Here is a 15295-nt window from a genome sequence, read left to right on the forward strand (position 1 = left end):
GCCTAATGATATTTGAGAAATTTGCAAATTTAAAGTATAAGTATGGAAATAGACATTTTTGGTGTAGAGGCTTCTATGTGGATACAGTAGGAAAAAATAAGAATGCAATAGAAGAATATATAAAAAATCAACAAAATGAAGACATGATCGCTGACCAAATAAGTATTAAAGAATATGTTGACCCTTTTAAGGGTGGCAGGTAACAGTTAAATTGCGGCTGGCGAGATTTTTATACGTGCCTTAAGGCACAATGCTGGTAAAGTGCCCTTATAGGGCTTAAGAAAAACCACCAGCTAAGCTGGTGGATATTTATTATATTTAAAATTTTGAAAAACATATCATAGTATTCATATTAACAACATTTTCATTATTTTTCAATATTTTTATTAAATGTTGTATATTAAAAAGTAAGATGTTTGTAATAATTTTATGAAAAATATAAAATTTATCGGATCTTATAAATTAAATCTTATAAAATTATATAACTTTACAAAATTAATCATAAACTTTACAACATATTGTATGGGTTGATATAATTAGCAATGGAGGGATGTATATGAAGAAATGCAATAGCTTTTTATTTGGATTAGTAACGCTACTAACAATTACATCAGTAAGCGTTACTGTTAGTGCAGCATCAAAATCAACAAGATTACATGGTAAAGATAGATTTAAAACTAATAGTGCGGTGGTAGAGGATGGATGGCAGAAAGCTGATAATGTTGTTTTGGTAAATGGAGAAAATTATCCAGACAGCTTAAGTGCAGCAGTTTTAGCTAAAAAATATAATGCACCTATTGTCTTAACTAGAAGTAATGCATTAGACAGCAATACAAAAAATTTATTACAAAGGTTAAGAACAAAGAAGGTTTATATAGTTGGTGGAGAGGGTGTAATTAACCCTAATATAGAAAGGGAATTAAATAAACTATATATAACTACAGAAAGAATATGTGGACAAGATAGATATGAAACTTCATTAGCTGTAGCTAAAAAAATAGGAACAAGTAATGGTATAATATTAGCTACAGGAAAGGATTATACAGATGCATTAAGTGCAGCTCCTATAGCTGCAAAATTACAGATTCCTATTTTATTAGTACCTAAGAATAACATACCAAGTTATATAAGCAATTCTATAAAATCAAGAAATGTTACAAAGACTTATGTTGTTGGAGGAAATGATATAATTAGTGACAATGTAGCTAATGCTTTTTCAAACGTTAAAAGAATAAATGGAAAAGATAAGTATGAAAGAAATATAAATGTTATAAAAGAATTTGAGAACAAGCTAGATCTTAGTAATGCTATATTGGCATATTCAGAAGGTTTTGCAGATGCATTATCTGGAACTGCTTATGCTGCATTAAAGAATAGCCCTATTGTTCTTACAGACAAGAATCCAACAGGAATAACAAAAGATTATATTAAAAATAAAAATGTAAAAAATTTAATTGTACTTGGTGGAACAGCTGGAATAACAGATGAAACTATTAATAATCTATGTGAAAATAACGGAGATAATTATTCTAATAAAAATACATCTAAGAATGGTACATATAATGAGGTTATGTCCAGCAAAGATACATCTAAGAACGGTACATATAATGAATTTATGTCTAGCAAAGATACATCTGATAATGGTATATCTAACAATGACGCATCTAGTAACAATGCATCTAACGAAAATACATCTGAGAGCAATATAAAAAAGGAAAATAATTTCGACGATATTCACATAGATGGAACTATTGAGGTACAAATATCTAAGTATAATCATTCCAGTGGAAATGATGTTAAATTTATAGTAGTTCATGATACTGGAAATTATAAAGATACTGCTAAAGCTAATGCTCATTATTTTGGTGGAGGAGATAGACAAGCGTCAGCTCATTATTTTGTTGATGAAAATTGTATAGTACAAGTAGTAGAAGAGTATGAGGCATCATGGCATTGTGGTGATGGAGGAATGAAGTATGGTATAGGCAATCATAATTCTATAAGCATAGAAATGTGTAATTCTGGTGGTTATATAGATGAAAAAACTATTAATAATACTTTAGAATTAGCTAAGCATTTGATGAAAAAATATAATGTTCCAATTGAAAATGTTGTAAGACACTATGATGCTAGTAGAAAAATTTGCCCAAATAATATGTCAGCTAATGATTGGGCGAAGTGGAAGGAATTTAAAGCTAGATTAAGTGAAAAAATTACTGGAAACAGTAATTGAGAAAATTATAGAGTAAACGTAAAGCAGATGGAGAAAATTATAAAGTAGTAGAATAAAAATAAGCCTTGGATTCATTCAAGGCTATTTTTTTATACCATTTACAATATGGTTGTTATATTATAAAATTATATGAAACTTATAGGAGTTAATATAAAAGTTAATATATTTGTTAGAATTTTTATTTAAAAGAAGTTTAAAATTATTATGTGTTGAACAAAATATGTTTAATTAAGGAGATGATCTTGTGATAAACGGAAATGTAGAAGGAATTAGAGACGTTATATTAGAAAAGCTAGAAATTATATATAAGATTAAAGTACCAAAAGATGAAGTTTTTAATTTAGAAATAGTGGATATAATCTCTGAAGTTACATGTGAAATAGAAAGAGAAATTAGTGTAGCTATAGATAGAAAAGGAAATGTAATAGATGTAGCTATAGGAGATAGTACTACTGTAGAAATACCTATAATTGATATAAAAGAGAAAAGGTTATCAGGAGTAAGGGTAATCCATACTCATCCTAATGGAAATTCTAGATTGTCTGCTTTAGATTTATCTGCTCTTACAAGGTTAAAGCTAGATTGTATAGCAGCTATAGGAGTAGATGATGTTGGAGTTACAGATATAACATTAGGCTTTTGTAGTATAGAAAAAGACATTTTAGTATCAGAAACTACCAAAAAGTTAACTGTTGAGGAAGCTATTAACTATGATTTAATAGATAGGGTAAAATTCATTGAAGAAACTATAAAATTAAATGAAGTTATTGAGGATAATACGGAAAGAGCTATTTTAGTTGGAGTAGAAAGTGAAGAAAGTTTAGAGGAATTAGAAGAATTAGCAAAAGCATGTAATGTAACCACTGTAGAGTGGGTGCTTCAAAAAAGAAATAAAGTTGACTCTGCTCTTTATGTAGGAAGGGGAAAAGTAGAAGAAATTGCACTATTAAGACAGGCAAAAAAGGCTAATGTGGTTATTTTTGATGATGAATTAACTGCTTCTCAGGTTAGAAATCTTGAGGATTTTATTGGAGTAAAAGTAATTGATAGAACTACTTTGATTTTAGAGATATTTGCTAAGAGAGCAAAAAGTAAAGATGGAAAAATTCAGGTAGAGCTTGCTCAGTTAAAATATAGATTAACTAGATTATCAGGATTAGGAACAGTTCTTTCAAGAACTGGTGGTGGTATTGGAACTAGAGGACCTGGAGAAAAGAAATTAGAAACAGATAGAAGACATATAAGAGAAAGAATATATGATTTATCTAAAGAGCTAGAAAAGATAAAAAAGACAAGAGAAACTCAAAGGGACAATAGAAATGAAATACCTAAGGTATCTTTAGTTGGGTATACTAATGCAGGAAAATCTACTTTAAGAAATGTACTTTACAATATGTATTCTACAAAGGAAGGTTCATTAAAAGAAAATGTATTTGAAGCAGATATGCTTTTTGCAACTTTGGATACTACTACTAGAGCCATAGTACTTCCAGATAATAGGACTATAACATTAACGGATACAGTAGGATTTATAAAAAAGCTTCCTCATGATTTAGTAGAGGCATTTAAATCTACACTAGAAGAAGTAATTTATTCTGATTTATTACTACATGTGGTAGATATATCTTCAGATTATTATGAAGAGCAGGTAGAAGCAGTAGAGATAGTATTAAAGGAATTAAAGGCATTAGATAAACCTACAATACTAGTTTTAAATAAAGTAGATAAAGTTAGCGAAGAAGAAATGCTAAATATAAGAGAGAAATTTAAGGAACAGCATTATATAGAAATATCAGCAAAGCAAGGTATTAATTTAGAAAAGCTTTTAGAAGAGGTAATTAATAAGTTACCATATAAACTGAAGAAAGTAGAATATTTAATACCTTATGCAGACAGTGCTACAGCAGCCTATTTGCATAGAAATGCTAATGTTAATGTAGAAGAATATAGGGAAGATGGAACTTATATTAGTGCAGAAGTGGATGATCAAGTGTATAATGTGTGCAAAAAATACATGATTGGTGAATAGAATTTAGAGTGAAGAGTGAAGAATAAAGGAGGCTTTTCTTCCGCATACGCTACGGAAAAGCTTAGATTATAAATAACAAATAAGGACAATTTTTCGTAATGATAATGAAGAAAAATAACCTCTACTTTTCACTATTCATTCTTTACTGTTAGTTATTAAAGTGGGGGGATGTTATGTGGATATTTTAATTAAGGATACCATGATAATTACTATGGATGAAGAAAAAGACGTTATAGATAGGGGCTATGTATTAATAAAGGATAACTATATTAAGGAAGTTTCTTATGGGGAGTATTATGGAGAATACGCAGGTCAGAATGAAAATTTAGAAGTTATAAATGGTAAGGATTATTGTGTTATGCCAGGGTTAGTAAATACTCATACTCATGCGGCTATGACTATGTTAAGAGGATATGGAGAAGGATTACCTCTTATGAGATGGCTAAAAGAGAAGATATGGCCTATGGAGAGTAAGTTTACAGGAAAGCATATAAAATTAGGAACAGAAATTGCTTGCTTAGAGATGCTTAGTACAGGAACTACTTGTTTTAATAATATGTACTTTTATGAAAATGAAGTTATGGAAGTAGCTAAAGAATTTAATATGCGAGCTGTTTTAGGAATAGCAATAATAGGAGATAGTTGGGAGCAGCAACTAAAGCAGGGATTAGAACTTAGAAAAAAGATTGAAAGTTGCAAGGAAACTACAGTAACAAGTATGTTAGCTCCTCATTCACCTTATACAGTATCTAAAGAAGTCTTAAAGGTAATAGCGGAAGAAGGAAAGAAGATAAACAGTGGTATACACATACACATTGGGGAAACAGAAGATGAAGTGAACATATTAAAGGAACAATATAATAGTACAGCCTGTGAACTGCTTTTAGAAAGCGGTGTATTTGAAAATAGGGTAGTGGGAGCTCATTGTGTTCATTTAACGGATGATGATATAAAAATAATCAGAGATAATAAAGTAAATGTAGCATATAATCCTCAAAGTAATATGAAGTTAGCTAGTGGAGTACCAAGAATAGTAGAAATGCTAGATGCGGGAGTAAATGTATGTATAGGTACTGATGGAACTTCTAGTAATAATAATTTAAATATGATTGAAGAAATGGAGACAGGAGCATTACTTCAGAAGCTTTGGTATAAGGATGCAACTAAATTAGATAGTAAGGAAATAATTAAAATGGCTACATTAAATGGTGCCAAGGCATTAGGTTTTAGTAAACTAGGAAAAATAAAAGAAGGATTTTTAGCAGACTTAATAATGATTAATTTAAATAAACCTAATTTAGTTCCAAATTATAATATATACTCTAATATAGCTTTTTCAGCTAATGGAAATGAAGTTGAGTATGTAATTGTAGATGGAAAAATAATAATGAAAAAAGGTGAATTTTTAAATATAGATAAGGAAAAAATTATTTACGAATTTAAAAAGTTGTGTAAAAATCTTATGCAATAGATAAAAGTCTTGAATTAATTTATGGAATTAAGATAAAACTAATGTAGTAAATTAATTTTAGGAGGATATATTATGGATAAGTATGTTTGTAATGTATGTGGGTATATATATGATCCAGCTGAAGGTGATCCAGACAATGGAGTAAAACCAGGTACATCTTTTGAAAATATACCAGATAACTGGGTTTGTCCTATTTGTGGTGTAGGTAAAAGTGAGTTCGAAAAAGTAAAATAAAGCAGAGTGATTAGTCAATTTGACTAGTCACTCTTTGTTTATAGTTAAGAGTAAAAAGAGTATTGCATTTTTAATTTGCTGATTTTTATAGAATATATATAAATCTTATGATGAAAGTAGTTTGATAATTTAGTTGCAATATTCACTTTGATAACAAAATTGGTAGGATTTATTAGTATGGATGAAATGTTAATTTAACATGATAGTGTTTTCTTGTATAAAAGCTTAATTTGAGTAAAAATGAAATTGAAAAAAAAATAACTTTCATATATAATTGTTTTATGAAATATTTTTGTATACACATATTCATTTGTGTTAAATATTTATGCATTTATAGTATTTAAATTCGATTATAAAGGGGCTGAAAGATTTGATAAAAAGATTTAAAAGAGTATTAGTAGCTAATAGAGGGGAAATTGCAATAAGAGTATTCAGAGCTTGTCATGAGCTAGGTATAAGAACTGTTGCCATTTATTCAAATGAAGATAAATGTGCTTTATTTAGAACAAAGGCAGATGAAGCTTATTTAATAGGTAAAAATAAGGGTCCGGTAGAGGCTTATTTAAATATTGATGAAATAGTTCATTTGGCGCTTAAAAAGGGAGTAGATGCCATACACCCAGGTTACGGATTCCTATCAGAAAATCCCGAGTTTGCAAGAAAATGTAGAGAAGCTGGTATAGAATTTATAGGACCAACTGCAGAAATGATGGAAAGTTTAGGAGATAAAATACAGTCTAAAATAGTAGCAAAGGAAGCTGGAGTTCCTACAATACCTGGAGTAGAAAGAGCTATTACTTCTGAAAAAGAAGCATTAGAAATTGCGAAGGATTGTGGATATCCAGTAATGGTAAAGGCATCAGCTGGCGGTGGCGGAAGAGGAATGAGAATTGTAAGAAATGAATCAGAACTAATTTCAGCCTTTAGAAACGCTAAAGAAGAAGCAAGAAAAGCTTTTGGAATAGATAGTTTATTTATTGAAAAATATTTGGAGGCACCAAAGCATATAGAAGTTCAAATACTTGGAGATAAATATGGTAATATTGTTCACTTACATGAAAGAGATTGCTCAATACAAAGAAGACATCAAAAGGTTATAGAGTTTACACCAGCATTTTCAATTTCAAAAGAAAAGAGAGAAGAAATTTGTAATGATGCTTTAAAAATTGCAAGATCTGTAGGGTATGCCAATGCAGGAACAGTAGAATTTTTAGTAGACAAATATGGTAATCACTACTTTATAGAAATGAATCCTAGAGTACAGGTGGAGCATACTATAACAGAAATGATTACAGGAATAGATATTGTGCAAAGCCAAATTTTAATTGCTCAAGGATATGCTTTAAATTCTCCTGAAATAAATATATCTTCTCAAAAGGATATAATGCCTAATGGATATGCAATACAGTGCAGAATTACAACTGAAGATCCTATGAACAATTTTGCACCAGATACCGGAAGAATAGATATATACAGAAGTGGTTCTGGTTTTGGTATAAGACTTGATGGAGGAAATGGTTTTACTGGAGCTGTAATAAGTCCTTACTATGATAGTCTTTTGGTAAAAACTACTGCTTGGTCAAGAAGCTTTAAAGATGCTTCGAGAAAGGCAATCCGTTCTATTAGAGAGTTAACTGTATCAGGAGTTAAAACTAATGTAGACTTTTTAATAAATGTGCTTAATCACCCAACCTTCTTAAAAGGAGAATGTACCACAAATTTCATAAATGATAATCCAGAGCTTTTTGATATATCACCTAAAGAAGATGAAGAATTAAGAGTATTAAAATTTATAGGTGAAAAGGTAGTAAATGAAACTAAGGGAAATAAACCTAGTTTTGATGTACCAGTAGTGCCTAAGATCCAAAAGGTTGAAGATTTAAGAGGTACAAAACAAATTTTAGATGAACAAGGGGCAGAAGGATTAGTAAAATGGATAAATGAACAGAAAAAATTATTAATTACTGATAGTACTATGAGAGATGCCAACCAATCTTTAATGGCTACAAGACTTAGAAGTAAAGATATGATAAAAATTGCCAAGGCTGAAGCTAATCTTGCTAAAGATTTATTCTCCATGGAAATGTGGGGAGGGGCAACTTTTGATGTGGCATATAGATTTTTAAAAGAAAACCCTTGGGAAAGGCTTGAAAAAATAAGAAAGAAAGTACCTAATATATTACTTCAAATGTTAATAAGAGGTGCAAATGGTGTAGGATATAAAAATTATCCTGATAATGTAATAAGAGAATTTATAAGAGAATCAGCAAAATCAGGAATAGATGTGTTTAGAATATTTGACTCATTAAACTGGTTAAAGGGTATGGAAGTGGCCATAGATGAGGGCTTAAATACAGGTAAAGTAGTAGAAGCATGTATATGCTATACTGGAGATATTTTAGATGCTTCAAAAGATAAGTATTCATTAGAGTATTATGTGAAAAAAGCTAAGGAAATAGAAAAAACAGGAGCTCATATACTTGGAATAAAAGATATGTCAGCATTATTAAAGCCTTATGCAGCGGGAAAACTTATAAGAGCATTAAAAAATGAAATTTCTATTCCTATACATTTACACACTCATGATACTACAGGAAATGGAGTAGCTACGATACTTATGGCAGCAGAAGCAGGTGTAGATATAGTAGATACAGCTTTTAGTAGTATGTCAGGACTTACAAGTCAGCCAGCTTTAAATGCTGTAGTAGCTGCTTTAGAAAATACAGAAAGAGATACAGGACTTAATTTAGATAGCTTACAAAGAATATCTGATTACTGGAGTGCTGTAAGACCAGTATATGCTCAGTTTGAATCAGGATTAAAATCTGGTTCTACAGAAATTTATAAATATGAAATACCTGGAGGTCAGTATTCAAATTTAAAGAATCAAATAGAGAGTTTTGATTTAGGACATAGATTTGACGAAGTAAAGGAAATGTATAAAAAGGTTAATGAAATGGTAGGAGATATAGTTAAAGTGACTCCTTCATCTAAAATGGTTGGAGACTTAGCTATATTTATGGTTAAAAATGATCTAACTCCAGAAAATATCTATGAAAAAGCCGAAAATATGGCTTTCCCTGATTCTGTAGTAGCTTTCTTTAAGGGAATGATGGGTAAACCAGAAGGCGGGTTCCCTGAAAGACTACAAAAGTTAGTTCTAAAGGGAGAAAAATGCATAGATGTACGTCCAGGAGAATTATTACCTCCTGAAGATTTTGATAAAATTAAAAAGAATGTCAAAGAAAAATATAATATAGAATTATCCAATAAAGAAGTAATAAGCTATGCTCTTTATCCAGAAGTTATGGAGGATTATATAAAATATGTTGGAGAGTATGGTGATTTAAGCCATATGGGTAGTGATGTATTCTTCCATGGATTAGAAGAAGGAGAAACTAGTGAAATAGAAATTGCAGCAGGAAAGACTTTAATTATTAAACTTCTTCAAGTAGGAAAATTAAACAAAGGTAAGAGAACTTTAGTTTTTGAGGTAAATGGTAATAGAAGAGAGATAGAAATTATAGATAAAACTAATAGCATTAAATCATTAGAAGAAGATACTATTGAGATAGCAGATAAATTTAATAAATATGAAGTAGGTGCAAGTATACCTGGAACTATACTAAAGGTTTTAGTAGAAGAAGGAGACATAGTAAAAGAAGGAGATAGTATAGCTTTAATAGAAGCTATGAAGATGGAAACTAATATACAGGCTGCCGTAAACGGAAAAGTAGAAAAGATTTTTGTTAAGGAAGGACAGCAAGTAAAAACTTCTCAATTAATAGTAAAATTAAGCGAAATCTAAAACAATGTATTAAGAAAAATAGCTTTCACATTAGTGGGGGCTATTTTTGTATATAATGAAATTTAAACTATTATTGTATATAAATATAAAATAAGCATAAGACTAATAATATAACTTAAGTTTAAGGAAAGAGGTTGAAAAATGAATAAAGTCTGTCCTGTTTGTAATAAGCTACAAAATGTAACCTATACTTGTAGTCACTGTAAAGGTACTATGGTTGATAAGGGGAGGGTCCAAGATTATACGGATCCTTATGCTGGGCAGTTCCCAATAAATGATGATGAAGATTATTGTGTTCACCTTTATCAATGTTTAAATTGCAATGAAATGGAGAGAAAAAGTGTATCTAAGATAGAAATATAATAAAAGTGAAGGAAAACATGCATTTTTATAATGGAAGTATTGTAATTGTGTTCATTGTTATTATATAATAAGAGATAATTTAACATTTTAGAAATTTATCAACAAAAAGGGGGAGTAGTGTTGGAAAAAACTATTGTACAATATCAAAGGGCCTTCAATAGTCTTATAGAAAGGCTTAAGGGGAATGACACCGTACTTGCAGCAATGGTGTTTGGCAGTGTTGTAACTGGAGATTTGTGGGATAAATCTGATATAGATCTTTTTGTAATGGTTGACGAAAATATTACTGGTATTAGAAATATATACACTGAGGAAAAAGGAGTGCCAGTTCATATCAAACTTATGAGTAAAAATAGATTTATGCAGTTCTATGAAGAAGATTTAAGGGGTGGCTTCATGCATAGAATATTTGCATCTTCAAGATTAGTTTTTTCTAAGGATTCAGATATAACTAATAGATATGATAGCGGTAGGTACTATCCTGATCTAGATAGAGAAAGATGGAGTATGGTGTATTTGGGTAATATGCTAAAAAGTATTGGAGTTTGCAGAAAATATCTGTGTAACAATGGTATATATACTGCTTATTCTTCAGCAGTTAAGGCAGCAGAAGAATTTGCAAGGCTTTATGTAAACTCAGCTGGTTATATGATAAGTAAAGATGCTATGACTATGGCTATGAATTTAAATGATAAGTTTAAAAATTGTGTGGATGAGTTGTTCTTTGATAAAGAGGATACAATAAAAGCCATAGAAAAATTATTAGCTTTTGTGGAGGAAAATATAGATTCAAATCTTAAAAATATTACAGGAATATTATTAGATTATATGAGAGAGAAAGACGAATTGTTAAGTGGAGAAGATATTAAGAAATCAACATTATTTCATAGTTTTGATATAGATATAGAAGAGATTTTGGAAAAACTCTCAGAAAAGGATATAGTGAAGAAGGAAACAAGAGATTATAAAATTAGTGACGGTAAGGTACTGTTTAAAGAGAATGTTTATTTTGTATAAGGGTTTGAGTACAATTTTTTAGAGCATAGAGCATAGAGCATAGAGCATAGCTTTAGAAGTAAAGAATAAAAAATGAATAGTGAAGAGTAGAGCAAGCTTTTCTTTTTTACACTAAAGAAAAGTTTTAATTAAATATTTAACTGAAAATTATTTTGCAATTATATATATGTTTTAAAGTAAATATTGAATTCAATTTGAGGATCCTCATAATTTGTAGTTTCACAACTAGTTTTACATGCCTTTATTTTTCACTCTTTATTAAAATTATTATGTTCTTTTATCTATGCTCTATTATCTATAATCTAAAAAAATTACTTTGTAATTTTTATGAGAGGTTATGATATGGAAAAGTATTTTATAGATTTAGAAAACATTGATACTGTCAAGTATATCAAAATAGCTCAACATATAAAAAAGTTAATAGATGATAATTTAATAGAAGATGGGGAAAAACTGCCTTCTATTAGAAGTCTATCTAAATTTTTAAATGTAAACAATGTTACTATAGTAAATGCTTATAAAAAGCTTGAAAATGAAGGGTATGCTATTCAAAAGATAGGTAGTGGCACATATGCTAAGAGGAAGGAAGTAGCTGTAAATTTTAAGAAAAAGTACGGAGAAATTGTTAGAAAAATAAGTAGTGAAGAAATTAAAATGTATATGGATTTTTCTGGTGAGGCAGCATGTAGTGATGTTTTTCCAATAAGTTCTTTTAAAGATGTTATAAATAAGGTTTTAGATAGAGATGGAATAGAAGCCCTTGCTTATCAAGAAGCGCTAGGATATGAAGGATTAAGAAGAAGCATAGATGATTTTTTTTGGAATAAAAAAATAGGCAAAGATAATATATTAATAGTTTCAGGAGCACAACAGGGAATAGATATAGTGTCAAAGGCTTTAATAAATGTAAATGATAATGTTGTAGTAGAAAAGCCGACTTATGGAGGCGCTCTTGCAGTATTTAAATGGAGAAGAGCTAATATCTATGAAATAGAAGTAGATGAAGACGGTATGGATTTAGATAAGTTGGAGAAATTAGTTAAAAAAAATAAGATAAGATGTGTATATGTAATGAGCTATTTTCAGAATCCAACTGGAGTAAGTTATAGCATTGAGAAAAAGAGAAGACTTCTTAATATGGCTGAAATATATGATTTTTATATAATAGAAGATGATTATCTATCTGAATTAATATATAATGATAATAAGTATATAAGCTTTAAAAGTATTGATTATAATGATAGAGTAATATATATAAAAAGTTTCTCTAAAATTTTTTTACCAGGTATTAGATTGGGGTATATGATAGCTCCTAAGGCTTTTAAAGAAAGTATACAAAATTCAAAAGTAAATACAGACATTGCTACATCAAGTTTAATGCAGAGAGCTTTGGATTTATATATAAAAGAAGGTATGTGGAAAGAGCATATAGATATTTTAAATAAAGTTTATAAAGATAGATACATGTTTATGAAAGAACGTTTAAATGATTTGAATGAGTATATTGAATTTTATTCTCCAGGAGGAGGATTACATTTTTATGTAAAACTTAAGGGGACAAAGGTTAATAGTGTAGATTTATTTTATAAATGTAAGAGAAAAGGAGTGTTAATAACTCCAGGAATAATATTTTATAAAGATCCTAAAGATGGATTAAACTATTTTAGGGTTGGATTTTCGCAAGTAGGAGAAGAGGAAATAGACAAAGGAATTAATATTATTAAAGATATTTTAAAAAAGTATTAAAGATTGGAGAATGAAAATTGGAAAAGGGCTTGCTTAAGGTTCAATGGGAAGATATAGATAACTATTCCCAAGAGGAAATTACTTACTTTTTATTTTTAGAAGGTAAATCTTTAGAAGCCATTTGTAAAATTAGGAATATAAATAGAGAAGTTGCACAAAAACATATTATTGATGGGAAAATAAAATATGGTTTTCTAGCTAAAAGTAAGGATGAGGGAGAATTGCTCCGAAATATATCTAAGGCAGGAAAATTAGATAAATTAGATATAATAAATTCTTTAGAAGAAGCTATGAAGATTAAATTAATAGAATATATAAGAAAAAATTATGTAGAAATGTATGCAAAGGAAAAAGAGACTGCCGTATGGATTATAGGAGAATTAAATGAAGAATCTTGTAAAGATATCTTGGTAAAAGCTTCTGTACATAAGTTTATTAATGTGAGGAGAATGGCCATTTCTGCCATGGGAAAACTAGAAGATAAAACTTTAGAAATGCCATTAATAAGAGCGTTAGAGGATAATAATTCCCAAGTAATACTATATGCAATTAAGGCTTTAACTAAAATTAAAAGTTTAAAAGCTAAAGAAAAAATAAATTGCATATTAAACAATTCAGATAAGGATTATTTGAAAAGGGCAGCGGAAATATATATGAATGAAATGGAATTAAAAGATAACGGTAGGTGATTATATGGGATATTTAACTATTAAAGATGAAGTAAGCAGTGAGTTTGAAGAAAAGAAGTCTGTATTTATAGGCCATGCTAAGAGAGTATATGAGGAAGAAGATGCTAAGGCTTTTATTGATAAAATAAGAGGTGAACACAAAGAGGCTACACATAATGTATATGCTTATATTATTGGAGAAAATATGGGTATTCAAAGATATACTGATGATGGAGAGCCTCAAGGTACAGCAGGGGTGCCGGTGTTGGATGTAATAAAGAAAAATGGGATAACTAATACAGTAGTAGTGGTAACAAGATATTTTGGAGGAATTCTATTAGGAAAAGGTGGACTTGTTAGGGCTTATAGCAAAGGGGCTGCACAGGCTATAAAGGAAGCTGGAGTTGTAGAAAGGGTACAGGGAGCTGCTCTTCATATTTTTATAGAATATGATCTTTTAGGTAAAGTGCAATATTCATGTGGACAGAATTCATGGCATATAGAAGATACTATATATACAGATAAAGTAGAAATTATTATTTTATGTACCTTTGAATTAATGGAGGACATAAAAAAGGAAATTGTACAAGTAACTTCAGGAAAATGTAGCTTTGAAAAGGATAGAGAAGGATATTATTTTAAGATAGATAATAGATTATTTATGGAAGAAATATAGCTATAAGTCAAAATATTTGCATTTGAGTTTATGTTGTCATATATGGTATAATAATTGAGGCGTTTTTGCAATTAATATAGTGGATGTTCCTATATATTAATAATTATATAAAGATTCGTGTACATAAGGAGGAGATATAAATGTCAGGACACTCTAAGTGGCATAACATACAAGCAAAAAAAGGTAAAGCGGATGCAAAAAGAGGTAAAATATTTACTAAGATAGGTAAAGAATTAGCCATTGCATCAAAAAATGGTGGATCAAACCCTGATACTAATAGTAAATTAAGAGATGTTATTGCAAAAGCTAAGGCAAATAACATGCCTCAAGATACTATAATGAGAGCTATCAAAAAAGGTGCTGGAGAAATGGAAGGAGTAAACTATGAAGAAATAGTTTACGAAGGATACGGCCCATCAGGAGTAGCTGTTATAGTTGAAGTTTTAACAGATAATAAAAACAGAAGTGCAGGAAATGTAAGATATGCATTTACTAAAAACGGTGGAAACATGGGATCAACTGGTTGTGTGTCCTTCATGTTCCAAAAGAAGGGACAGCTAGTTATAGAAAAGACAGATTCTTTAGATGAAGATGAATTAATGATGATGGCTTTAGAAGCTGGAGCAGAGGATTTTGCTGCAGAAGATGAAGTATATGTTGTAACAACTGCACCAGAAGATTTTGGAGCAGTAAGAGAAGCTTTAGAAGGAAATGGACTAGAGTTCCTTGAAGCTGAAGTTAAGGGAATACCAGATACATATACAGAAATTGATGAAGCAACAGCAACTAAGTTCCAAAAGATGTTAGATGCTTTTGATGATGATGATGACGTTCAAAACGTTTATCACAATGCTGAATTCCCTGAAGGATGGGAAGAATAATTTTATAGATGATTAAAAACAGCCTAAGGGCTGTTTTTTTGAGAGTGTGAAAGTTTTTCTGTAAATAGCTTTCTATGATAATTATTTTATAGGCATGGAGGTCATGGTAAAACTCCATGCCTTAATTACAATATAATTAACAATGAATTGCATGTCAAGAACACCCTAG

At 29.8% G+C, this 15295-nt stretch carries 12 protein-coding genes; all 12 read left to right on the top strand.

Annotated features, from left to right (window positions below; genetic code table 11):
* On the top strand, positions 1–203 hold a 203-nt coding region (locus tag T514_RS0121645; protein ID WP_027626626.1), incomplete at its 5' end, for an IS200/IS605 family transposase.
* A 353-nt stretch (positions 204–556) separates the two neighbouring features.
* On the top strand, positions 557–2233 hold the full coding sequence (locus T514_RS26830; RefSeq protein WP_169735843.1) for a cell wall-binding repeat-containing protein: 1677 nt from the start codon (positions 557–559) through the stop codon (positions 2231–2233).
* A 244-nt stretch (positions 2234–2477) separates the two neighbouring features.
* Positions 2478–4262 carry a GTPase HflX gene (gene hflX, locus T514_RS0121655; RefSeq protein ID WP_027626627.1) on the top strand — a complete coding sequence of 595 codons (1785 nt, stop codon included), beginning with the start codon at positions 2478–2480 and terminating at the stop codon, positions 4260–4262.
* Positions 4263–4437: 175 nt separating this feature from the next.
* Complete coding sequence (locus T514_RS0121660) at positions 4438–5733, top strand: amidohydrolase (RefSeq protein ID WP_027626628.1); 1296 nt, start codon at positions 4438–4440, stop codon at positions 5731–5733.
* Between the two features lie 72 nt (positions 5734–5805).
* Entirely contained in the window at positions 5806–5967 is a 162-nt protein-coding gene (gene rd / locus T514_RS26385; RefSeq protein ID WP_084284826.1) for a rubredoxin, read from the top strand.
* Between the two features lie 370 nt (positions 5968–6337).
* Positions 6338–9775: a pyruvate carboxylase gene (locus T514_RS0121670; protein WP_027626629.1), complete on the top strand. Its 3438-nt coding sequence runs from the start codon at positions 6338–6340 to the stop codon at positions 9773–9775.
* Between the two features lie 141 nt (positions 9776–9916).
* Positions 9917–10138, top strand: coding sequence for a hypothetical protein (locus T514_RS0121675; protein ID WP_027626630.1), 222 nt, complete (start codon positions 9917–9919; stop codon positions 10136–10138).
* A gap of 120 nt (positions 10139–10258) precedes the next feature.
* The gene (locus T514_RS0121680; protein WP_027626631.1) at positions 10259–11155 is read left to right on the top strand and encodes a nucleotidyltransferase domain-containing protein; all 897 of its coding nucleotides are present in this window, start codon (positions 10259–10261) and stop codon (positions 11153–11155) included.
* A 342-nt stretch (positions 11156–11497) separates the two neighbouring features.
* Entirely contained in the window at positions 11498–12901 is a 1404-nt protein-coding gene (gene pdxR, locus T514_RS0121685; protein ID WP_027626632.1) for a MocR-like pyridoxine biosynthesis transcription factor PdxR, read from the top strand.
* 17 nt (positions 12902–12918) lie between these two features.
* The gene (locus T514_RS0121690; protein ID WP_027626633.1) at positions 12919–13590 is read left to right on the top strand and encodes a HEAT repeat domain-containing protein; all 672 of its coding nucleotides are present in this window, start codon (positions 12919–12921) and stop codon (positions 13588–13590) included.
* Between the two features lie 4 nt (positions 13591–13594).
* On the top strand, positions 13595–14245 hold the full coding sequence (locus T514_RS0121695) for a YigZ family protein (protein ID WP_027626634.1): 651 nt from the start codon (positions 13595–13597) through the stop codon (positions 14243–14245).
* A 140-nt stretch (positions 14246–14385) separates the two neighbouring features.
* Complete coding sequence (locus T514_RS0121700; protein ID WP_027626635.1) at positions 14386–15126, top strand: YebC/PmpR family DNA-binding transcriptional regulator; 741 nt, start codon at positions 14386–14388, stop codon at positions 15124–15126.
* Positions 15127–15295 lie beyond the last annotated feature (169 nt).

Origin of the sequence: Clostridium lundense DSM 17049 (assembly GCF_000619945.1) — a bacterium.
GTDB classification, from domain to species: domain Bacteria; phylum Bacillota; class Clostridia; order Clostridiales; family Clostridiaceae; genus Clostridium_AO; species Clostridium_AO lundense.